Here is a 20434-nt window from a genome sequence, read left to right on the forward strand (position 1 = left end):
GGACGCGGCTGCGCGGGTTCCTGCGGGCGGCGGGGCGCCGGGCCGCACGGCTGCCCCGGCTCAGGACCCTGCGGGCACGGCTCGCCGCCGGACTGGTGGTGCTCCTCGCCGTCAGCTGCGCCGCGGTCGGCGTGGCCGCGGTGGTCGAGCTGGAGCGCTTCCTCACCGGTCGCGTCGACCAGCAGCTGACCGAGGCCGGGCCCCGGTTCCCGGCGAGTCTGGAGCACGACGAACAGGCCCGGTCCGACCACGACGGCGACGAGCGCGGCGACACCCGCAGAATGGCCACGGGCACGTTCGGTGCCCGCCTGGTCGGCGGCAGGGTCACGCACGCCGCCGTGGTGCGCTCCGGCGACCTCGCCACGGGCCTGAACGTCACCCTGACGGCGAGGGACGAGGCGGAACTCGCCGCCGTCCCGGTCGACGGCAGGGGCCACGACGTCGAGCTGTCCTCCCTGGACGACTACCGGGTCGTCGCCGCGAAGGGCCTGGACGGCGACGTACTGATCACGGGGCTGCCCATGGAACCCGTCCAGGCCGCCGTCCACCGCCTGGAACTGGTCGCCACGGTCGTCTTCGGCGCGGCCCTCGCGATCGCCGGCTTCACCGGTGTCCTGTGGGTGCGCTGGTCGCTGCGGCCTCTCGACCGGGTCACCGCGACCGCGACCCGGGTCAGCGAACTCCCGCTGGCCAGCGGCGAGGTGACCCTGCCCCCGCGGGCGCCCGGGTCCGACCCCGGCAGCGAGGTCGGGCGGCTGGCCGACGCCTTCGACCGGATGCTCGGCCATGTGGAGGACGCCCTGACCAAGCGCCACGCGAGCGAGGAGCGACTGCGCAGTTTCGCCGCCGACGCCAGCCACGAGCTGCGCACCCCGGTGGCGTCGGTGCGCGGTCACGCCGAACTGGCGCTGCTGCATCCCGGGCCCGTGCCCGCGAAGGTCACGCACGCGCTGACACGCATCGTGTCCGAGTCGGGGCGCATGGGGGAGATGGTCGACGATCTGCTGCTGCTGGCCCGCCTTGACGCGGGCCGGCCGCTGGAGCGGCTCCCCGTGGACCTCACGCGCCTCGTCCTCGACGCGGTCACCGACGCGCGGGCCGCAGGCCCCGGTCATCGCTGGGTGCTCCAGCTGCCGGAGGAACCGGTCACGGTGCAGGGCGACGCCCACCGCCTCCACCAGGCGCTGGCCAATCTGCTGGCCAACGCGCGGACACACACCCCGGCCGGCACCACGGTGACGGTGTCCGTGGAGTCCGGCGCCACCGAAGCGGTCCTGACCGTCCACGACGACGGCCCGGGGGTCCCCGACGAGGTCCGGCCCCGCGTCTTCGAACGCTTCACCCGCGCCGACCGCCGCCGTACGGAGGGCTCCGGCGGCGGTGCGGGCCTCGGCCTGTCACTCGTCGCGGCGGTCGCGCAGGCGCACGGCGGCGGCGTCACCCTGGCGAGCCGCCCCGGCTCGACGACCTTCACGGTACGGCTGCCCACCGGTGCTGATGCCCAGTAACACCTAGCGCCGGGTAACACCTAGTGCTGGGTAACACCTAGTACCGGGTGATGCCTAGTACCGGGTGATCGCCGTGGGACCGCTCGTGGTCCCGATCGCGATGTGCGGCGCGCGCTCCGGGTCGGCCCACGCGAGGACCCTCCGCATCGCGTCCCTGGGCACGGAGACACAACCCGCCGTCGCCCCGCTCCCGTTGACGTGCAGGAAGATGCCGGCGCCGCGCTCCCGCACCGGCTTGGCGTAGTTGAAGGCGATGACGTAGGCGTACGCGTACTGCGTGTCGTACGTGACGAGGTGCTCGGCCTCGGTGGCGCGGCAGTCGGAGGCGAGGGGCTCGGTCCAGCGGTTGTAGGAGCCGGACTCGTTGTCCTGGCACCACCACGAGTCGTCGCGGACCCGCCGGTACGGTGCCCTAGTGCCGGCGGGCGCCTCCTCGATCCCGAAGGCGTACGGGAGGTCGTACAGCCCGGTGGGCGTCGTGTTGGTCCCCTGCCGGCGGGAGCCGCCCTCGGCGAGCCCCTTGGCCCCGAAACGCGCCGGAGCGGAACCCGCCTCCACCCACCGGCCGTCCTGCCGGTCCCACCACGTGACCGTGCCCGTCGTCGAGGAGGTGCCCTCGGCCACGGCGGTGATCAGCTGGGTGCCGCCCCCGGTGTCGGCCATCCGCTCGGGCAGAGGCGTCTCACCCGCGGGCGCGGCACCGAGTGCGAGGGAGGCGGCGGCGAGGACGGCGGTGGTCAGGGCAGGGCGCATGCCTCAGACGCTAGAGGGAGGAAGCGGCAACGGCAGCCCGGGTAGTCCATCCAGGCTGGTCGCGACGTGCTCCTTCTTGGTGAAGTAGGCGCTGAGCGAGGCGTCGTCCTCCCGCGCGAAGCGCTTGCCGTGCAGGTCGCGGTCCTCGTCGTACGACATGAAGGGCACCGCGTACCCGCAGGTGTCGCGCACGAGGTCGGCCCGTACGACGATGATCGCGCGCAGGCCGTGCTGCGTCGGGTCGATGTCGGGGAAGTGCGCGAGCAGGTCCGCGAAGCGAGGGTCGTCGCGGAAGACGGGCTCTCCGCGGCCGTGCACGCGGACGATGTTCGGCGGGCCCTGGAAGGCGCACCACATGAGGGTGATGCGGCCGTTCTCCCGCAGATGAGCGATGGTCTCGGCGTTGCTGCCGGCGAAGTCCAGGTAGGCGACGGTGAGTTCGTCGAGCACGGCGAAGGAGCCCCTCAGGCCCTTGGGGGAGAGGTTGACCGTGCCGTCGCCGGAGAGGGGCGCGGTGGCCGTGAAGAAGAGAGGCTGGGCCTCGATGAACGTACGGAGGCGGCCGTCAATGCGCTCATAGGTCTTTCCCATGTCAAACGATTGTCCGGGAAAGCCTTTCGACTGTCTAAGGAATTGTGGATCTGACTGAGGGGGTTCTGTCGGCGGATCTGTGCCCCTGGTCCGGGCAGAACCAGGCCGTGGCCGCCCCGGCCGGCGCGCGGGGCGGCCACGGCAGCCCTGTTACTGGTTCAGCTCGCAGGGGGCGAGGGCTTCGAGGCCCTCGGGCTTGTCCGCGGCGCGGCCGATGGCGGTCTCGATGCGGTTGAGCGCGGCGACGCGCTTGTCCTCGAGGGGGCCGAGGATGGCGTTCTGGACGAAGTTGGCGCCGCCCTGGCCGACGGTGTCGACGAGGCGCTGGTTGGCTTCCTGGATCTGGGTGTCGAGGAGGGCGAGGTTGCGGTCGACCTCGGCCTGCGCGGAGGCGGGGATCGTGGGCAGCTCGCCCTCCACCGCCGGGCAGCTGATCGTGCCGGCGGCTCCGCCGCCCGCCGCGTCACCCGCGTCCTCGGCGCCGCCGGCGTTCCCGGCGTCGCCCGCTGCCTCACCCGCGGCGTCCCCGCCGGCGGCGTTGTCGCCTGCCGCCTCGTCGCCCGCCGCCCCGCCGGCCTCGGCCGCGGCGTCCTCACCGCCGGCCTGCGCGTCCTCGCCCGCCGCCGCGTCACCACCGGCGTTCAGCTCGCAGGGGGCGAGGGCTTCGAGGCCCTCGGGCTTGTCCGCGGCGCGGCCGATGGCGGTCTCGATGCGGTTGAGCGCGGCGACGCGCTTGTCCTCCAGGGGGCCGAGAATGGCGTTCTGGACGAAGTTGGCGCCGCCCTGGCCGACGGTGTCGACGAGGCGCTGGTTGGCTTCCTGGATCTGGGTCTCGAGCTGGGCGAGGTTGTTGTCGACCTCGGCCTGTGCGGAGGCGGGGATCGCGGGCAGCTCGCCCTCCACCGCCGGGCAGCTGATCGTGCCGGGCGAGGCGGCCTTGGTCGACGCGTTGGTGCTGCTCTTCGACGTCTCCCCGGCCAAGGCGGACCCGGCGATCACCGCCCCGGACAACACCACAGCGGCGGCGCCGCCGATCATGAAGACGCGGCGCTTGTGGTACTTCGGAAGAGCCCTGGACATGCGGATGCCTCACTAGGGGTCGGGGGGTCGGGGCCGTCCGTCGGTCGGCGGGAGGGCCCGGTCCTCTGTTTCCTTTGTTTACAAACGCGGCGCCTGCGTTCGGGGAGAGGTACGAGAAAGCGCGTTCCCTCGTTCAAGGGCTCCTGAAATTTCGTTCAACTTCTTTCCGGGGGCCGCGCCCGGGGCGCGCCAGGCCCTCCCCAGATTGACGAATCATGCAGACCCCTGCATACTCATGCATGGCAGTGAGCGCACCGTGAGGAGAAACCCGTGACCGAGCGCGTCGTACTCGCCTACTCGGGCGGTCTGGACACCTCCGTCGCCATCGGCTGGATCGCCGAGGAGACGGGCGCCGAGGTCATCGCCGTCGCGGTCGACGTCGGCCAGGGCGGCGAGGACCTGGAGGTCATCCGCAAGCGCGCCCTCGCCTGCGGTGCCGTCGAGGCCGAGGTCGCCGACGCCAGGGACGAGTTCGCCGACGAGTACTGCCTCCCGGCGATCAAGGCCAACGCCCTCTACATGGACCGCTACCCGCTGGTCTCGGCGCTCTCCCGGCCGACGATCGTCAAGCACCTCGTCGCCGCCGCCAAGAAGCACGGCGCCACCACGGTCGCCCACGGCTGCACCGGCAAGGGCAACGACCAGGTCCGCTTCGAGGCCGGCATCGTCGCCCTCGCCCCCGGCCTCAAGTGCATCGCCCCGGTCCGTGACTACGCGATGACCCGCGACAAGGCCATCGCGTTCTGCGAGCAGAAGAACCTCCCGATCGCGACCACCAAGAAGTCCCCGTACTCCATCGACCAGAACGTCTTCGGGCGCGCCGTCGAGACGGGCTTCCTGGAGGACATCTGGAACGCGTCGATCGAGGGCACCTGTCGAACCCCTGACCAGGACTTCGCCCTTCAGGGTGGAGGTGTAGGGCGTTCTGCGCGCAGGGGCCCGAAGAGCCGCAGCGGCATGGCTAGAATCACCCCATCGGATAACGGAGTTGTCCGATCTACCGCCGGACGGGCGGGAAGTCAGGCCTGCGGAGGCCACGTTAGACCGACTCTCACCAGTTGGCAGAGGCCTGTGAAACAGGAACCCGTGGTGGTACTGCCTAGCAGTGCGGACCGAGATCTCCTGCCCTCGGGCAGGGGAGGGCGTCAAAAGCGGCAGGTCGAGCAGTGCTGTGCTGGGGCGAACTGGTCTACGACGGGCAGTTCGCCTCGCTCAAGCGCGCCCTGGACGGTTTCATCAACCAGGCCAACCAGCAGGTCGACGGCGACATCCGGATGACCCTCCACGGCGGCCGCGCCGTCGTCACCGGCCGCCGCTCGGAGTCCTCCCTCTACGACTTCAACCTCGCCACCTACGACACCGGCGACACGTTCGACCAGGCCGCGGCCAAGGGCTTCATCGACATCTACAGCCTGTCGTCGAAGATCGCGGCCAAGCGGGACCTGGCGTAAGCAGTAGCGTGAGTGCCGCCTCCCTGGCCGCCGGTCGGCAGGGAGGCGGCGGCACACCCGTATCTCTTCTAGGAGCAACCCAAGTGAGCAGCAACAGCGGTGACGTACGGCTCTGGGGCGCCCGTTTCGCCGACGGCCCCGCCGAGGCCCTGGCGAAGCTGTCCGCCTCCGTCCACTTCGACTGGCGGCTCGCGCCGTACGACATCGCCGGCTCGCGTGCCCACGCGCGCGTGCTGCACAAGGCGGGCCTGCTCACGGACGACGAGCTGACGCGGATGATCGCCGGCCTCGACCAGCTCGAAGCGGATGTCGCCGACGGCTCCTTCGTGGGCACCGTCGCCGACGAGGACGTCCACACCGCACTGGAGCGCGGCCTGCTGGAGCGCCTCGGCCCCGACCTCGGGGGGAAGCTGCGCGCGGGCCGCTCCCGCAACGACCAGGTCGCGACCCTGTTCCGTATGTGCCTGCGCGACCACGCCCGCACCATCGGCGGCCTGATCGCCGAACTCCAGGACGCGCTGGTCGGCCTCGCCGAGGCCCACCCGGACGTCGCCATGCCGGGCCGCACCCACCTCCAGCACGCCCAGCCGGTCCTGTTCGCCCACCACGTCCTGGCCCACGCCCAGTCCCTGTCGCGTGACGCCGAACGCCTGCGCCAGTGGGACGAGCGGACGGCCGTGTCGCCGTACGGCTCGGGCGCGCTGGCGGGCTCCTCCCTCGGCCTGGACCCGGAGGCGGTGGCGAAGGACCTCGGCTTCGAGCACGGCAGCGTCGGCAACTCGATCGACGGCACGGCCTCCCGCGACTTCGTCGCCGAGTTCGCCTTCATCACCGCGATGATCGGCGTGAACCTCTCCCGGATCGCGGAGGAGGTCATCATCTGGAACACGAAGGAGTTCTCCTTCGTCACCCTCCACGACGCGTTCTCCACGGGCTCGTCGATCATGCCGCAGAAGAAGAACCCGGACATCGCGGAGCTGGCCCGCGGCAAGAGCGGCCGTCTCATCGGCAACCTGACCGGTCTGATGGCGACCCTCAAGGCCCTGCCCCTCGCCTACAACCGCGACCTCCAGGAGGACAAGGAGCCGGTCTTCGACTCCATCGACCAGCTGGAGGTCCTGCTCCCCGCGTTCACCGGCATGATGGCAACGCTCACCGTCCACCGCGAGCGCATGGAGGAGCTGGCCCCGGCCGGGTTCTCGCTGGCCACCGACGTCGCCGAGTGGCTCGTCAAGCAGGGCGTGCCGTTCCGTGTGGCCCACGAGGTCGCCGGCGAGTGCGTCAAGGCCGCCGAGGCCGAGGGCAAGGAGCTGGACGAGCTGACCGACGACCAGTTCGCGAAGATCTCCGCCCACCTCACCCCCGAGGTCCGGTCGGTACTCAACGTGCCGGGCGCCCTCGCCTCCCGCAACGGCCGCGGCGGCACGGCCCCCAGCGCGGTCGCCGTCCAGCTCACCGAGGTCAAGGCGGACGTGGCGGCGCAGCACGCATGGGCGAACGCCAAGAAGCAGTAAGGCGCGCGTGAAGCAGTAGGGCGCGCGTGAACCCCCGCCTCCTCGGGCAGACAGTGAGGCGGGGGGACACATGGAGAACACCGCGCCGGGGCATCGCCGGCTGCTCGGCAGGTTCCGTGCCGCTCCAGGGCCCTTCTGATGGATCTCCGCGGCGTCGCGACGCCCGGCACGCACTCTCGCCGCACCGGACAAAAGCCCTAGTAGCTCCGCTACGAGGACTTCCGCCCGGCACGCCGAGAGCACGCACCGAACGCCGCTCCTTCTCCCACGGAGATCCATCAGAAGGGCCCAGCGCTGTGCGTCCTGCTCGCCGGCCTGAGCCTGGCCCTGCTGTCCAACGGCCGTGACGGCTTCGGCTGGGCCGTCCTCAATGAACTCGCTCTCTTCGCGGCGGCCGGTATCGCCGTCCCCTTCTACTACGACCTGTTCCTGCGGGACGCCGAACGGCAGACGTTCCTGGAGGAGTTGGCCGGTGTCATCGACGAGCGACTGCCCGCGGGCGACGGGGGACACGGCCTGACCGTCCACGCCCACGGACGGCCTCCGCCCACGGAGAAAGCCGCGTTCCTCGCGGGGGCGCAGACGGAGATCATCGAGATCGGCGTCGCCCTGCGGAGCCTGACGAGCCTGTTCGTCTCCCGTCCCGAGCGGGACTTCGCCGACCCCGTGCGCCGGCTGCTCAGCCGGGGCGTGCGGATCACCTATCTCGTGGCCGACCCGGAATCCGCGCTGACCATCTAGTACGCCCGCAGCATCGGCGACCCCGACCTGCCGGTACGGGCCGCGGAGTCTGCCCGCCAACTGGCTGCGGTGGCCCGGGAGTTCGCGGCGGAGGGACCCCCCGGCAGATGGCCGTGCGCTTCACACGGCACCTGCCCACCTGCTACCGGGATTCATTCGCAGTGCTCCGGCCTTCAGGCCAGGGATGAAGCGAAGCTCGCCGTGGCGACGCAGAGCGTCGCGGTGCTGTTACGGCGGAGCCGTGGAGTGCACGGCGTCGGTGACATCTCGCGCACATGTTCCCAGCGACAGCGGGTGTTCGAGCTTTCTAGAGTGATCGTCATGCAGCTCAGGTACGCGTTCAGGCTCTACCCGAATGCCGGTCAGCGCACCGCGCTGGCCAGGGCGTTCGGGTGCGCCCGGGCGGTGTTCAACGACGCCGTCCGCGCCCGCGAGGACGCCCGCCGAGCCGGGCAGCCATTTCCGACGGCCGGTCAGCTGTCGAAAAGGCTGATTACCGAAGCGAAGCAGACGGCGGCGCGCTGCTGGCTGGGTGAGGTGTCCGCGGTGGTGCTCCAGCAGTCGCTGCGGGACGCCGAGACCGCGTACCGCACCTTCTTCGCCTCCCTCAAGGGCACCCGCAGGGGCCCGAAGGTGGGAGCACCACGGTTCAAGTCCCGCAAGGACGCCCGGCAGTCGATCCGGTTCACTGCCAACGCCCGCTGGAACATCACCGACAGCGGCCGGCTGAACCTGCCGAAGATCGGCGCGGTCAAGGTGAAGTGGTCCCGCACCCTGCCCGCCACCCCCACCTCCGTCACCGTCATCAAGGACGCCGCCGGCAGATATTTCGCCTCCTTCGTCATCGACACCGACCCAGCCGCCGACGCGACCCGGATGCCGGAAACCGACCGCACCATCGGCATCGATCTCGGCCTCACCCACTTCGCGGTCCTGTCCGACGGCACGAAGATCGACTCCCCACGCTTCCTTCGGCGCGCGGAGAAGAAGCTGAAGAAGGCCCAGAAGGAACTGTCCCGCAAGCGGAAGGGCTCAAGGAACCGGGCCAAGGCCCGCCTGAAGGTCGCCCGCGCCCATGCCAAGGTTGCTGACGCGCGCCGTGAGTTCCACCACCAGCTCTCCACGAAACTGATCTCCGAGAACCAAGGGATCGCCGTGGAGGACCTGTCGGTGGCGGGGCTGGCCCGTACGAAGCTGGCCAAGTCCGTGCACGACGCCGGATGGGCCTCGTTCATCAGCATGCTGGAGTACAAAGCAGAACGGCACGGCCGCACCCTGATCAAGATCGGCCGGTTCACACCGACCTCCCAGACCTGCTCCACCTGCGGCGTCAAGGACGGACCCAAACCCCTCAACGTCCGAAAATGGACCTGTACCGCCTGCGGCACCCTCCACGACCGGGACACCAACGCCGCGATCAACATCAAGACGGCCGCCGGACTGGCGGTATCGGCCTGCGGAGCGCCGGTAAGACCAGGAGCAATCCCGGCACAGCGCGGAGAAACAGGAAGCCACGGATTCCCGACCGGACCCCGCGCCGCGTAGCGGCACAGGGTCCGGTCGAGAAGGCCAGAATCCTCGCCTTTCAGGGCGAGAAGCATGTCAAGTCTCCCTCGTCGATCCCGACTCCGCCTCGGGCCGCTGCCGTACCTCCCACTACCTGGCGGGGATGCGCAGAGCCGACTCGCCCGTGGTCGACATCCTCCGGGCCGGCCAGCCCGAACTGTTCGAACGCTATGTCCGGCACGCGCGACGCGCACTGACCGACAGCAGGCCCGCGGACGCGCACGGGTAGCCCTTCCCGTGCCTCCCGCCGGTCCGCCGTCACCTGGCGGGTTAGGTTGGATCCGCACTGCAAGGAGCCGACCGAAACGGAGCCGCGATGCCCTTCGCCCGCCTCGCCTCAGCGACGACTCCCACCTGTCACATCGGCTTGGGCCTGGCCGCCGTGGGCCGCCCCGGTTACATCAACCTCGGCCGGGACGAGGACCTCCCCGCCGGGCGCAGCGTCGACGACCTGCGGGCCCGCAGCCACGAACTCCTCGACGCCGCCTATGCCCAGGGCGTCCGCTACTTCGACGCGGCCCGTTCCTACGGCCGCGCCGAGGAGTTCCTCGCCGACTGGCTGACGGCCCGCCCCGACGTCGACGACGTCGTGATCGGCAGCAAGTGGGGCTACACGTACACCGCCGACTGGCGCACCGACGCCGAGAAGCACGAGGTCAAGGACCACAGCCTCCAGACGTACGAGCGGCAGCGCGCCGAGACCGCCACACTCCTCGGCGATCGGCTCGACCTGTACCAGATCCACTCGGTGACCCCGGACAGCCCGGCCCTCACCGACAAGGAGCTCCACGCCAAGCTGGCCGAGGCCGCGGCGCGGGGCACCACGATCGGCTTCTCCACCAGCGGCCCCGCCCAGGCCGACGCGATCCGCGCCGCGCTCTCCGTGACCGTCGACGGCGAGCCCCTCTTCCGCACCGTGCAGTCCACGTACAACGTCCTGGAGACCTCGGCCGCCCCGGCACTCGCCGAGGCGCACGACGCCGGGCTCACGGTGATCGTCAAGGAGGGCATGGCCAACGGGCGTCTCGCCGGGCCCCACGCCCCCGAGGAGGTCAGGGCCATCGCCCAGGACGCCGGACTGGGCACCGACGCGGTCGCCCTCGCCCTCGTGCTGCGCCAGCCGTGGGCGGGCGTCGTGCTGTCCGGCGCGGCGACCACCCTCCAGCTCGCCTCCAACCTGCACGCCGCCGTCGTCGACCTCGACGACGACCAGGCGGCCCGCCTCGCCGCACTCGCCGAGGAACCGGCCGCGTACTGGGAGCGGCGCGGGCAGCTGCCCTGGCACTGACACCGACTGAACCCGCTCGAACCGAGGGCCGTGAGACGCCTGCGCCTGCAGTGAGACATAAATGTCTCACATGGGCTATGGTTGTCTCATGGCCCTCGATCGTGATCACGTACTGCGCAGCGCCGCCGCCCTGCTGACCCGCAAATCCAGCGCCACCATGGACGAGGTGGCCAAGGCGGCGGGGATCAGTCGGGCCACTCTGCACCGCCACTTCGCCGGGCGCGACGCCCTCGTCCGGGCGCTGGAGGCGCTCGGCATCGAGGAGTGCGGCAAGGCCCTGGACGCGGCCCGCCTGGACGAGGGGCCGGCGAGCGAAGCCGTACGGCGGCTCGTCGGGGAGTTCGAACCCGTCGCCGGGCTGCTCGCCTTCCTCTACGGCGAGAGCCAGCTGTTCGAGGGCGAGGGGCAGAACGAGGGCTGGGCGCGGCTCGACGCGCGCATCGCCGCGCTGTTCCGGCGCGGCCAGGAGAGCGGTGAGTTCCGTATCGACCTCACCCCCGCATGGCTCACCGAGGCGATGTACGGGCTCGTCGCCTCCGGCGCCTGGGCCGTACTCGACGGCCGGGTGGCCACCAAGGACTTCCAGTTCATGATCGTCGAGCTGCTGCTCGGCGGCGCACTACGGAGAGAGGAATCATGACCAGCACCCTGCAGCCGGCGAACACGACCGAGGCGGTGAAGCGCCCTGGCCGTTGGGCGGCGCTCGGCGTCCTCGTCCTCGCCGTGCTGCTGGTGGCCGTCGACGCCACCGTCCTCGGTCTCGCCACGCCGTACATCAGCGAGGAGCTGAAGCCCTCGGGCACCCAGCTCCTGTGGATCGGCGACGTCTACTCGTTCGTGATCGCGGGCCTGCTCGTCTCCATGGGCAGCCTCGGTGACCGCATCGGCCGCAAGAAGCTGCTGCTGATCGGCGCCACGGCCTTCGGCGCGATATCCGTGCTCAACGCCTACGCCGTGACCCCGGAGCTGATGATCCTGGCGCGGGCGTTGCTCGGTGTCGCGGGTGCCACCCTGATGCCCGCCACGCTGGCCCTGATCCGCAACCTCTTCCATGACCCGCGTGAACGCAGCCTCGCCATCGGCATCTGGGGCGCCACCGCCTCCGCCGGCACCGCGGTCGGCCCGGTGCTGGGCGGTTTCCTGCTCGAACACTTCTGGTGGGGCTCGGTCTTCCTGATCAACCTCCCGGTGATGGCCGTCCTCGTCGTCGTCGGCGCCAAGCTGCTGCCCGAGTCGCGCAACCCGGCTCCCGGTCCCTGGGACCTGACCAGCGTCGTCCTGTCGTTCGCCGGCATGATCGGTGTCGTCTACGCGGTGAAGGAGCTCGCGACCCACGGGCTGTCACCGGACGCGCTGGGTGCCGCCGCGCTCGGTGCGGGCGCCCTGTACTGGTTCGTACGGCGCCAGCTCGCGCTGCCCCAGCCGCTGCTGGAGATGCGGCTGTTCCGCAACCGCGGGTTCTCCGGAGCCGTGCTCGCCGACCTGCTGACCATCCTCGGCCTGGCCGGAGTGGTGTTCTTCCTCTCGCAGTACCTGCAACTCGTCCAGGGCAGGGGCCCGTTCGAGGCGGGACTCGCCGAACTGCCCGCCGCTGTCGGTGCGGTGGCGACCGGACTGGTGGCGGGCTCGTTCGCCCGCAGGTTCTCCGTGCGCTCCGTCGTCGCGGGCGGACTGGCGGCGGTCGGCCTGGCGCTGGCAGCGCTCACCGTGATCGACCAGTCCACCGGCTACCCGCTGATCGGTACGGCACTGCTCGTGGTCGGCGTCGGCGCGGGCTTCTCGTTCACCGTGACCGCCGACGTGATCCTCTCCAGTGTGCCCAAGGAGCAGGCGGGCGCCGCGTCCGCGGTGTCCGAGACGGCGTACGAACTGGGCGCCGCCCTCGGTATCGCCCTGCTCGGCTCCATCGTCACCGGCGTCTACCGCGGCTTCCCGGCTCCGGCGGGCACCCCGGCCGCGGCGCACGAGTCGCTGGGCGGTGCCGTAGAGGTGGCGTCGGCCCTGCCCGCGCACAACGCGGCCGCCCTCATGACAGCGGCCCGCGAAGCCTTCGTGGACGGCCTCGCGATCGCGGCGGGCCTCGGCGCAGCGGTCCTACTCACCGCATCGGTCGCAGCCTGGTTCCTCCTGCGCAACCAGAAACTGGAGAACGCCCCCACCCACTAGCGCAGCCCCGCGCCCAGAGGGGCGCGGGGAACCGCGCAATAACCACAACGAACCGGTACCCGACGAGCGACCGGCATCACGCATCAGGGGCGCGGGGAACTGCGCAAAAAACCACAACGAACCCGCAGTCAACCAACAACCCGCACCCCCACCCCCACCCCGCCCAGCGGAGCGTCAGGCCGCTTCCTTGGCCTTCGTCGCGTACATGTCCACATACTCCTGCCCCGACAACCGCATGACCTCAGCCATCACGGAGTCGGTCACGGCACGCAGCACGTACCGGTCCCGGTCCATCCCCTCGTACCGGGAGAACTCCATCGCCTCACCGAACCGCACAGTGACCCGCCGAGGCCGCGGCAACCCCGAACCCCCCGGCTGGATCTTGTCCGTACCGATCATCGCGAACGGCACCACCGGCGCACCGGTCATCAGCGTCAACCGCGCGATGCCGGTGCGCCCCCTGTACAGACGCCCGTCGGGCGACCGCGTGCCCTCCGGGTAGATGCCGAACATCCGGCCCTCCTCCAGCACGCGCCGCCCGGTCATCAGCGCGGCGACCCCGCCCCGGCCGCCGTCCCGGTCGACGGGGATCATGCCGACGCCGGTGAAGAACCAGGCCATCAGCCGGCCCTTGAATCCCTTGCCGGTGACGTACTCGTCCTTGCCGATGAAGAACACCTGCCGGTCGCACACCAGCGGCAGGATCATGGAGTCGATGAACGTGAGGTGGTTGCCGGCGAGGATCACCGGACCGTCCCCCGGGATGTGCTCCGCACCCTCCACCCGTGGGCGGAACATCAGGCGCATGATCGGTCCGAGCACTGCCTTGATGAGCGCGAAGCGGGACAACAGGCCCTCCGGTGTCAAGGGGGTTGATATGAGTCTGTGCAGGTGAGGACGATACTCGCGGTTCCCCGGGTCTCGCACATCGGGTTCACGGAGTAGATACGTACTGTTGACGTAGTTTTACCTGCGGTTGCGCCCCGTTGAGCGTTTCTACACCGGGGCCGTTCGTGTGACGGACATCGCACGCTGTCCTCGGCCGAGTACCCAGGGCCGCCCCGCCCAAGCCGACGGCACGTCAACTCACCCGCCATGCAAGGCGGCTGGAAGACATCCAGCGTCATCCGCGTGTTCCGTCCCAGGTCTCCCGTACGTCACCTCACGCCACCTACGATCGTCGCGCTTTGAAAGGTGCAGGGCGTCTGGTGGGAGGAAAGCCGTATGGGGACGCAGGAGTCGTACGAGCAGCAGGACCGGGGCACGGGACGGCGGGCGCTGCTCGGCGCCGCGGTGCTCGGAGCGGGCGGAGCGGTCCTCGGGCTGTCCGGTACGGCGGCCGCCGCCGACGCCCGGCAGGGCAGCGGCGGGCTGAAGAGCCTGCCCGTGCCGACGATCATCGGCCACCGCGGGGCCAGCGGCTACCGCCCCGAGCACACCTTCGGCTCCTACCAGCTGGCCCTCGACCTCGGTGCCGACATCGTCGAGGCCGGCGACCTGGTGCCGACCAAGGACGGTCACCTCGTCTGCCGCCACGAGCCGGAGATCGGCGGCACCACGGACGTCGCGGACCACCCCGAGTTCGCCGACCGCAAGACCACGAAGTCGCTGGACGGTGTCTCCACCACCGGCTGGTTCACCGAGGACTTCACGCTCGCCGAGCTGAAGACGCTCCGCGCCGTCGAGCGCATCCCGGCCAACCGCCCGCACAACACCCTCTACAACGGCCGCTGGGATATCCCCACCTTCGAAGAGGTCCTGAAGTGGCAGGACGAGCAGACCCGTAAGCGCGGCAAGCAGGTCTGGATCTACCCCGAGCTCAAGCACCCCACCTACTTCCGCAAGCTCGGCCTGGGCACGGAGGAGCGGGTCGCCAAGCTGCTGCGCAAGTACGGCAAGGACTGGCGGAACTCGCCGGTCATCGTGCAGTCGTTCGAGCCGACCAGCATCCAGCGCCTGAACAAGCTCATCGACAACCCCCTCGTCGTCCTGCTCTCGGGCGCCACCACCCGCCCGTGGGACTTCGTCGAGACGGGCGACCCGCGTACGGTCGCCGACCTGATCAAGCCGCAGGGTCTGCGGGAGATCGCCGGCTACGCGCAGGGCATCGGCCCGACGCTCGACCTGATCATCCCGAAGGACACGAACGGCAACCTCACCACGCCCACCACGCTCGTCGCCGACGCCCACAAGCGCGGACTGGTCCTGCACCCCTACACGATGCGCAACGAGAACCCCTTCCTCCCCACGAGCTTCCGCAAGGGGACGGACGCGGACGCCTACGGCGACGTCTTCAGCGTCTTCAAGACGTACTTCGCCACCGGCATCGACGGTGTCTTCACCGACAACGCCGACACCGGGGTGCTGGCCCGCGAGGACTTCGTCAACAGCTGAGCGACAGGCCCCGATGGGGTGACAGGCGGCCGCCCGGGCAACCCCTTGCCCGGGCGGCCGCGTCGTGTCGCATATGACACACGACCTGGTCACCGTCCTGCGCCCGTTGCTGACCGCCGAGGCCTCGGCCGAGGCGCACGCCTCCGGAACCGAGCCGGGCGACCTGGAACAGGCCGTCTGGCTCCGCCTCCTGGAGCGCCTCGACTCCGACGGCCCACCGGTGGACCCGCAGGGGTGGCTGCGCCGGGCCGTTCGCTCCGAGGCGCGCCGTACGCGCCGTACGACCCGCCGGGAACGGCGATACGAGGACGAGGCCGCCGGGCCCGCCGAACTCGCCGGACTCACCGAGCCCGCCGACGACCGCGACCGGGGCCACGAGCAACTGGCCCTCGCCGCCGCCCGCCGCCGTGCCCTGTATGCGGCGGTGCGCCGGCTGCCCGGCCGCTGTCCGCGGCTGCTCGCGGCACTCCTGTCCCCTCGGGACCTTACGTACCGTGAGATCGCGAGTGAGTTGGGTATCTCACAGGGGAGTCTTGGGCCGGAACGCTCCAGATGTCTGGGATGTCTGCGTCGTTTGCTTGTCGCGGAGGTTGCGGCCCGGGAACCGCGGGGATAGGAGTGAGGGACAACAGGCGACAGGTGAGCGGGAGGCGTGCACACATGGGCATGAGCGTGACCATCTCCGTGGCGACCGAGCAGGATGCCGAACAGATCTTCAGGCTGCAGTACCTGTGCTTCCAGAGTGAGGCCGCTCTGTACGGCAACTACCGCATCGAGCCGCTCGTGCAGCCGCTCGACTCGGTCCGCGAAGAGATCACGGCCGACTGTGTGTTCGTGGCCCGGCTGGGCGACGAGGTGGTCGGGTCCGTCCGGGGCGCCATCAGCGAGGACGGCGCCGCGTCCATCGGCAAGCTCTGCGTCCACCCGCGCCTCCAGGGCCACGGGATCGGCGCCCGCCTCCTCCGCGCGGCCGAGTCGGCCCTCGCCGAGGAACGGGGCGCCACGAGGTTCCGCCTCCACACGGGCCACCGCAGCGAGGGGAACCTGCGCCTGTACCGGCGAGTGGGCTACGAGACGGTGGGCACATCGAAGGGTCAGGACGGCGTACCGATGATCGTCCTGGAGAAGTCGGTACAGGCGGGTTCGTACGCGGCGACGGCCTAGCGCGTAAGGGGTGCGGGGAACTGCGCGACAAGCCAAGAACAACCTGCAGCCGCCCGATCACCCAAGGCGGCACCCTCTATCGCGCCCCCTTCCGCAACCAGTACATGGCCGACAAGGGCAGCAGCACGGGAATGAACAAGTACCCCAGCCCATAGTCGGACCACACGGTCGCGTCGGGAAAAGCAGACGGCTCAACCAAGGTCCACGTCCCCACGGTCAGCACGCCCAACAGCTCGGCGGCGCAGCACACCAACGCCGCCTTGCGGGCCGTCTCCCCACCCCGCACCAGCGAGTACGTGATGAACCCGTAGACGAGCCCCGCGACAGCCGAGAGCGAGTACGCGAGGGGCGCGTGCTCGAACTCGGTGGAGATCTGCACCACCGAGCGCGACACCGCGCCGACGACCATCACGCCGTACAACCACACGAGCAGCATCCCCGGCCCCTTGATGAGCCGCGTCCGCTGCGGACGCTCCTGCGCGGTCGTCATCTCAGCCTCCCCAGATGTCGTAGAGCCGCACTTGGAGCACGGCCAGCACCACACCGCCGGCCGCGACGGTCACGCTGCCCCAGCGGGTGCGTTCGGCGAGCGACATGAAGCCGGCCACCGGAACGCAGGCCAGGGCCCCGAGCAGGTAGGCCACGAAGATCGTGGTGCCCTGCTCCGGCTTCTCGCCGCGCGCCAGCTGCACGATGCCGACCACCAGCTGCACCAGGGCCAGCAGCGACACCACGGCCATCCCGATGAAGTGCCAGTCCTTGGTCGGCTGGTCGCGGTAGGCCGCCCAGCCGCACCAGGCGGCCAGCAGCAGCGCGGCGACGGCGGTCGCCACGGTCAGGGCATCAAGCATGCCGTGACCCTATTACGGGCCAAAAGCCCTGGTGCCCTCGCCCCCGGCCTCCCCGCGGCGGGCCTCACCGCCGGTGCCACCGCCGGTGCCACCGCCGGTCCCGCAGCCGGCGTGGCCATCGTGGCGTTGACCACAACCCGTCAAGTCCGCACGCCGCCCACCGACCCCTCGGACCAGGGCCGAAGGCCACGACAGCCCCGTCCATGACTGTCCATCATGTGGACAACGGGTGCCGTGTCAGGACCGTAGGTCTGGTTTACTGATCGCATGACCACGACGAGCTGCCGCATCCCTGCGACCGAGGCGACCCTGACGCCCGGTGCTCGTTGTCTGTGTCGAATGTGCGCCTTCTAGAGGGCCCCCGCATCACTCCCGAGTCTCGCGCCCCGAAGCGAGCCGCTGTGGCATGTCCGTACGCCGTTCGCCGTACATGACGCAATGCCCCGCCCCCACGGCCTGACAGACGTGGGGCACCCCCTTGCGCACCTGTTCCCCTCCGTGCCCGGGCACACCCACGCCCGCGCACTCGACAGTGATGGAAACCCAGTGATCACCACATCAGGCCTCACCAAGGTCTACCGCTCGCGCGGCCGTGAGGTCACCGCCCTCGACGGCGTCGACCTCCACGTCCGCGAAGGCGAGGTGTACGGCGTCATCGGCCAGTCGGGCGCCGGCAAGTCCTCGCTGATCCGCTGCGTCAACCTGCTGGAGCGACCCACCTCCGGGACGGTCACCGTCGCCGGGCGGGACCTCACGGCCCTGACCGGACGCGGACCGCGCGCAGGCCGGGAACTCCGCGCCGCGCGCAGCCGGATCGGCATGGTCTTCCAGCACTTCAACCTGCTGTCCACGCGCACCGTCCAGGACAACGTCGAACTCCCGCTGGAGATCCTCGGAAAGTCGGGCAAGGAGCGTTCCCGCAAGGCGCTCGAACTCCTCGACCTCGTCGGCCTCACCGACCAGGCGAAGGCGTACCCGGCCCAGCTCTCCGGCGGCCAGAAGCAGCGCGTCGGCATCGCCCGCGCCCTCGCCGGCGACCCGAAGGTGCTCCTGTCCGACGAGGCGACCAGCGCCCTCGACCCGGAGACCACCCGGTCCATCCTCCAGTTGCTGCGCGACCTGAACCAGCAGCTCGGGCTCACCGTCCTGCTCATCACGCACGAGATGGACGTCGTGAAGTCCGTCTGCGACTCGGCAGCCCTCATGGAGCAGGGCCGCATCGTCGAGTCCGGCACCGTCAGCGACCTCCTCGCGACCCCCGGCTCCGAGCTGGCCGCGGCCCTCTTCCCGGTCGGCGGAGACGCCTCCGGGGACGACCGCACCGTCGTCGACGTCACCTTCCACGGCGAGGCGGCCACCCAGCCCGTCATCTCGCAGCTCTCGCGCACCTACAACATCGACATCTCGATCCTCGGCGCGGCCATCGACACCGTCGCCGGCAAGCAGATCGGCCGTATGCGCATCGAACTGCCCGGCCGCTACGAGGACAACGTCGTACCGATCGGCTTCCTGCGCGAACAGGGCCTGCAACTCGACGTCCTGGGCCGCGAACAGCAGCCCGCGCCGGTGAAGGAAGGTGCCGCCAAGTGACCTGGTCGGAAATGCAGCCCCTGCTGGAACAGGCCTGTTGGGACACCCTCTACATGGTCGGCTGGTCCACCCTCATCGCGGTCGTCGGCGGCCTGCCGCTCGGCGTGCTGCTCGTGCTGACCGACCGCGGTGGACTCCTTCAGAACGTCGTCGCCAACAAGGTCATCGGGCAGGTCGTGAACGTGGCCCGCTCGATGCCGTTCATCATCCTCATGGTGGCGCTGATGACGTTCACGCGCTGGATCACGGGAACGACCATCGGCCGCGAGGCCGCCATCGTGCCGCTCGCCATCGGGGCGATCCCCTTCTTCGCGCGCCTCGTCGAGACGGCCGTCCGCGAAGTGGACCACGGGCTCGTCGAGGCCGTGCAGGCCATGGGCGGCAACACCTGGACGATCGTCCGCAAGGTCCTCGTACCGGAGTCCCTGCCGTCCCTGATCGCCAGCACCACCACCACGATCGTCGCGCTCATCGGCTACTCGGCGATGGCGGGCACGGTCGGCGCGGGCGGCCTCGGCGACATCGCCATCCGCTACGGCTACCAGCGCTTCGAGACCGGGCTCATGTGGATCACCGTGGCGATCCTCGCCGTCGTCATCTCGCTCATCCAGTTCGCCGGCGACTACGCGGCCCGCGGGCTGCACCGGCGCGGCGGACGCTCGGGCCCCGCCCCGAGGCTGCGGCTGCTGAAGTCCAAGGAGCCCGCGACCGCGAACGTCGGCAAGGCCACCTGAGGGCTTCCCCGGACTCCCCGCCCGCCCACCCGTCGCCCGACCACCGCCCCTCAACGAGGGCGCTCCGCGCCGACACCCCTCACTCGGGGTCGCACCACCAAGAAGGAAAGGCACTTTTCGTGCGTAACACCGCCAAGCTCACCACCGCCGTCCTCGCCGCCGGAGCCCTCACCCTCGGGCTCACCGCCTGCGGTGCGGGCAACGACTCCGGCTCCGCCGACGGCCCGCTGATCGTCGCCGCGAGCCCCACCCCGCACGCCGAGATCCTCACCTACGTCAAGGACAACCTGGCGAAGAAGGCGGGACTCGACCTGGAGGTCAAGGAGTTCACCGACTACGTCACGCCGAACACGGCGACGGAGGACGGCTCCGTGGGCGCCAACTACTTCCAGAACAAGCCGTACCTCGACGACTTCAACAAGAAGAACGGCACCCACATCGTGCCCGTCGTCACGGTCCACCTGGAGCCCCTCGGCCTCTACTCGAACAAGGTCAAGAAGGCCGGCGACCTGAAGAGCGGCGCTACCGTCGCCGTCCCCAACGACACCGTCAACGAGGGACGCGCCCTGAAGCTGCTCGCCGCGAACGGCCTCATCACCCTCAAGGACGGCGCGGGCAACTCGGCGACCCCCTCGGACATCGCCAAGAACCCCAAGAACCTCAAGTTCAAGGAGCTGGAGGCGGCCCAGACCCCGCGCTCCCTGGACGACGTGGACGCCGCGGTCGTCAACGGCAACTACGCCCTGGAGTCCGACCTGTCGCCCGCCGACGACGCCCTCGTCCTGGAGAACGCCAAGAACAACCCCTACGGCAACTTCCTCGCCGTCAAGGAAGGCCAGGAGAAGGACCCGCGGGTGAAGAAGCTCGCCAAGCTCCTCACCTCCGACGAGGTCAGGAAGTTCATCGAGACCAAGTACGCCAACGGGTCCGTGCTCCCCTCCTTCTGATCCTTCTGATCCTTTTGAGGTTCCGACAGAGCGTGCCTGCTGACGTACCACGTCACCGCGCGGGGTCCACTCCTCACCGGGTGTGGACCCCGCGCG

The 20434-nt window shown here is 70.3% G+C and carries 20 protein-coding genes and 2 pseudogenes; 16 read left to right on the plus strand and 6 right to left on the minus strand.

Going from position 1 to position 20434, the window contains the following annotated elements; genetic code table 11:
* Positions 1 to 8: 8 nt before the first annotated feature.
* Positions 9 to 1508, plus strand: a complete 1500-nt coding sequence (locus AB0959_RS30085; RefSeq protein WP_366829810.1) for a HAMP domain-containing sensor histidine kinase — start codon at positions 9 to 11, stop codon at positions 1506 to 1508.
* Between the two features lie 54 nt (positions 1509 to 1562).
* Here AB0959_RS30085 and AB0959_RS30090 read toward each other — a convergent pair whose 3' ends face one another.
* The 3 genes from AB0959_RS30090 to AB0959_RS30100 form a co-directional block, all read right to left on the minus strand.
* Positions 1563 to 2261 (minus strand): L,D-transpeptidase family protein, encoded by a 699-nt coding sequence (locus AB0959_RS30090; RefSeq protein ID WP_366829772.1) that lies wholly within the window; start codon positions 2259 to 2261, stop codon positions 1563 to 1565.
* 3 nt (positions 2262 to 2264) lie between these two features.
* Entirely contained in the window at positions 2265 to 2852 is a 588-nt protein-coding gene (locus AB0959_RS30095; protein ID WP_366829773.1) for a pyridoxamine 5'-phosphate oxidase family protein, read from the minus strand.
* A 150-nt stretch (positions 2853 to 3002) separates the two neighbouring features.
* Positions 3003 to 3932 (minus strand): hypothetical protein, encoded by a 930-nt coding sequence (locus AB0959_RS30100; protein ID WP_366829774.1) that lies wholly within the window; start codon positions 3930 to 3932, stop codon positions 3003 to 3005.
* A gap of 270 nt (positions 3933 to 4202) precedes the next feature.
* Here AB0959_RS30100 and AB0959_RS30105 point away from each other — a divergent pair.
* The 9 genes and pseudogenes from AB0959_RS30105 to AB0959_RS30145 form a co-directional block, all read left to right on the plus strand.
* A pseudogene (locus AB0959_RS30105) lies at positions 4203 to 4799 on the plus strand (argininosuccinate synthase domain-containing protein); the annotation flags it as partial.
* Positions 4800 to 5075: 276 nt separating this feature from the next.
* A pseudogene (locus AB0959_RS30110) lies at positions 5076 to 5383 on the plus strand (argininosuccinate synthase); the annotation flags it as partial.
* Positions 5384 to 5466: 83 nt separating this feature from the next.
* The gene (gene argH, locus AB0959_RS30115; RefSeq protein ID WP_366829776.1) at positions 5467 to 6897 is read left to right on the plus strand and encodes an argininosuccinate lyase; all 1431 of its coding nucleotides are present in this window, start codon (positions 5467 to 5469) and stop codon (positions 6895 to 6897) included.
* Positions 6898 to 7362: 465 nt separating this feature from the next.
* On the plus strand, positions 7363 to 7638 hold the full coding sequence (locus AB0959_RS30120; protein ID WP_366829777.1) for a hypothetical protein: 276 nt from the start codon (positions 7363 to 7365) through the stop codon (positions 7636 to 7638).
* A 321-nt stretch (positions 7639 to 7959) separates the two neighbouring features.
* Positions 7960 to 9183, plus strand: a complete 1224-nt coding sequence (locus AB0959_RS30125) for an RNA-guided endonuclease TnpB family protein (RefSeq protein ID WP_366829778.1) — start codon at positions 7960 to 7962, stop codon at positions 9181 to 9183.
* A gap of 124 nt (positions 9184 to 9307) precedes the next feature.
* Positions 9308 to 9433 (plus strand): hypothetical protein, encoded by a 126-nt coding sequence (locus tag AB0959_RS30130; RefSeq protein ID WP_366829779.1) that lies wholly within the window; start codon positions 9308 to 9310, stop codon positions 9431 to 9433.
* Positions 9434 to 9520: 87 nt separating this feature from the next.
* Positions 9521 to 10492 carry an aldo/keto reductase gene (locus AB0959_RS30135; protein WP_366829780.1) on the plus strand — a complete coding sequence of 324 codons (972 nt, stop codon included), beginning with the start codon at positions 9521 to 9523 and terminating at the stop codon, positions 10490 to 10492.
* Positions 10493 to 10580: 88 nt separating this feature from the next.
* Positions 10581 to 11132, plus strand: a complete 552-nt coding sequence (locus AB0959_RS30140; protein ID WP_366829781.1) for a helix-turn-helix domain-containing protein — start codon at positions 10581 to 10583, stop codon at positions 11130 to 11132.
* Positions 11129 to 12658 (plus strand): MFS transporter, encoded by a 1530-nt coding sequence (locus tag AB0959_RS30145; protein ID WP_366829782.1) that lies wholly within the window; start codon positions 11129 to 11131, stop codon positions 12656 to 12658. The genes AB0959_RS30140 and AB0959_RS30145 overlap by 4 nt, the downstream gene beginning before the upstream one ends.
* A gap of 174 nt (positions 12659 to 12832) precedes the next feature.
* Here AB0959_RS30145 and AB0959_RS30150 read toward each other — a convergent pair whose 3' ends face one another.
* Entirely contained in the window at positions 12833 to 13507 is a 675-nt protein-coding gene (locus AB0959_RS30150) for a lysophospholipid acyltransferase family protein (protein WP_366829783.1), read from the minus strand.
* Between the two features lie 375 nt (positions 13508 to 13882).
* On the opposite strand from AB0959_RS30150, the gene AB0959_RS30155 reads away from it, so the two are divergent.
* The 3 genes from AB0959_RS30155 (at position 13883) to AB0959_RS30165 (ending at position 16216) form a co-directional block, all read left to right on the plus strand.
* On the plus strand, positions 13883 to 15052 hold the full coding sequence (locus AB0959_RS30155; RefSeq protein WP_366829784.1) for a glycerophosphodiester phosphodiesterase: 1170 nt from the start codon (positions 13883 to 13885) through the stop codon (positions 15050 to 15052).
* A 73-nt stretch (positions 15053 to 15125) separates the two neighbouring features.
* Positions 15126 to 15668 (plus strand): sigma-70 family RNA polymerase sigma factor, encoded by a 543-nt coding sequence (locus tag AB0959_RS30160; protein ID WP_366829785.1) that lies wholly within the window; start codon positions 15126 to 15128, stop codon positions 15666 to 15668.
* A 44-nt stretch (positions 15669 to 15712) separates the two neighbouring features.
* The gene (locus AB0959_RS30165) at positions 15713 to 16216 is read left to right on the plus strand and encodes a GNAT family N-acetyltransferase (protein ID WP_366829786.1); all 504 of its coding nucleotides are present in this window, start codon (positions 15713 to 15715) and stop codon (positions 16214 to 16216) included.
* 76 nt (positions 16217 to 16292) lie between these two features.
* Here the strand turns inward: AB0959_RS30165 and AB0959_RS30170 are convergent, their stop codons facing one another.
* Positions 16293 to 16706 carry a hypothetical protein gene (locus AB0959_RS30170; RefSeq protein ID WP_366829788.1) on the minus strand — a complete coding sequence of 138 codons (414 nt, stop codon included), beginning with the start codon at positions 16704 to 16706 and terminating at the stop codon, positions 16293 to 16295.
* A 1-nt stretch (position 16707) separates the two neighbouring features.
* Entirely contained in the window at positions 16708 to 17067 is a 360-nt protein-coding gene (locus AB0959_RS30175) for a hypothetical protein (RefSeq protein ID WP_366829790.1), read from the minus strand.
* 546 nt (positions 17068 to 17613) lie between these two features.
* Between AB0959_RS30175 and AB0959_RS30180 the strand changes: the two genes are divergently transcribed.
* The 3 genes from AB0959_RS30180 (at position 17614) to AB0959_RS30190 (ending at position 20338) form a co-directional block, all read left to right on the plus strand.
* A complete protein-coding gene (locus AB0959_RS30180) occupies positions 17614 to 18657 on the plus strand; it encodes an ATP-binding cassette domain-containing protein (protein WP_366829791.1) in 1044 nt (347 codons plus the stop codon).
* Positions 18654 to 19391, plus strand: a complete 738-nt coding sequence (locus AB0959_RS30185) for a methionine ABC transporter permease (RefSeq protein ID WP_366829792.1) — start codon at positions 18654 to 18656, stop codon at positions 19389 to 19391. Before AB0959_RS30180 ends, AB0959_RS30185 begins: the two co-directional genes overlap by 4 nt.
* Positions 19392 to 19510: 119 nt before the next feature.
* Positions 19511 to 20338 (plus strand): MetQ/NlpA family ABC transporter substrate-binding protein, encoded by an 828-nt coding sequence (locus tag AB0959_RS30190; RefSeq protein ID WP_366829793.1) that lies wholly within the window; start codon positions 19511 to 19513, stop codon positions 20336 to 20338.
* The last annotated feature ends 96 nt before the right edge of the window (positions 20339 to 20434 follow it).

The sequence above is a fragment of the Streptomyces sp. NPDC046862 genome (assembly GCF_040704615.1).
Classification (GTDB): Bacteria; Actinomycetota; Actinomycetes; order Streptomycetales; family Streptomycetaceae; genus Streptomyces.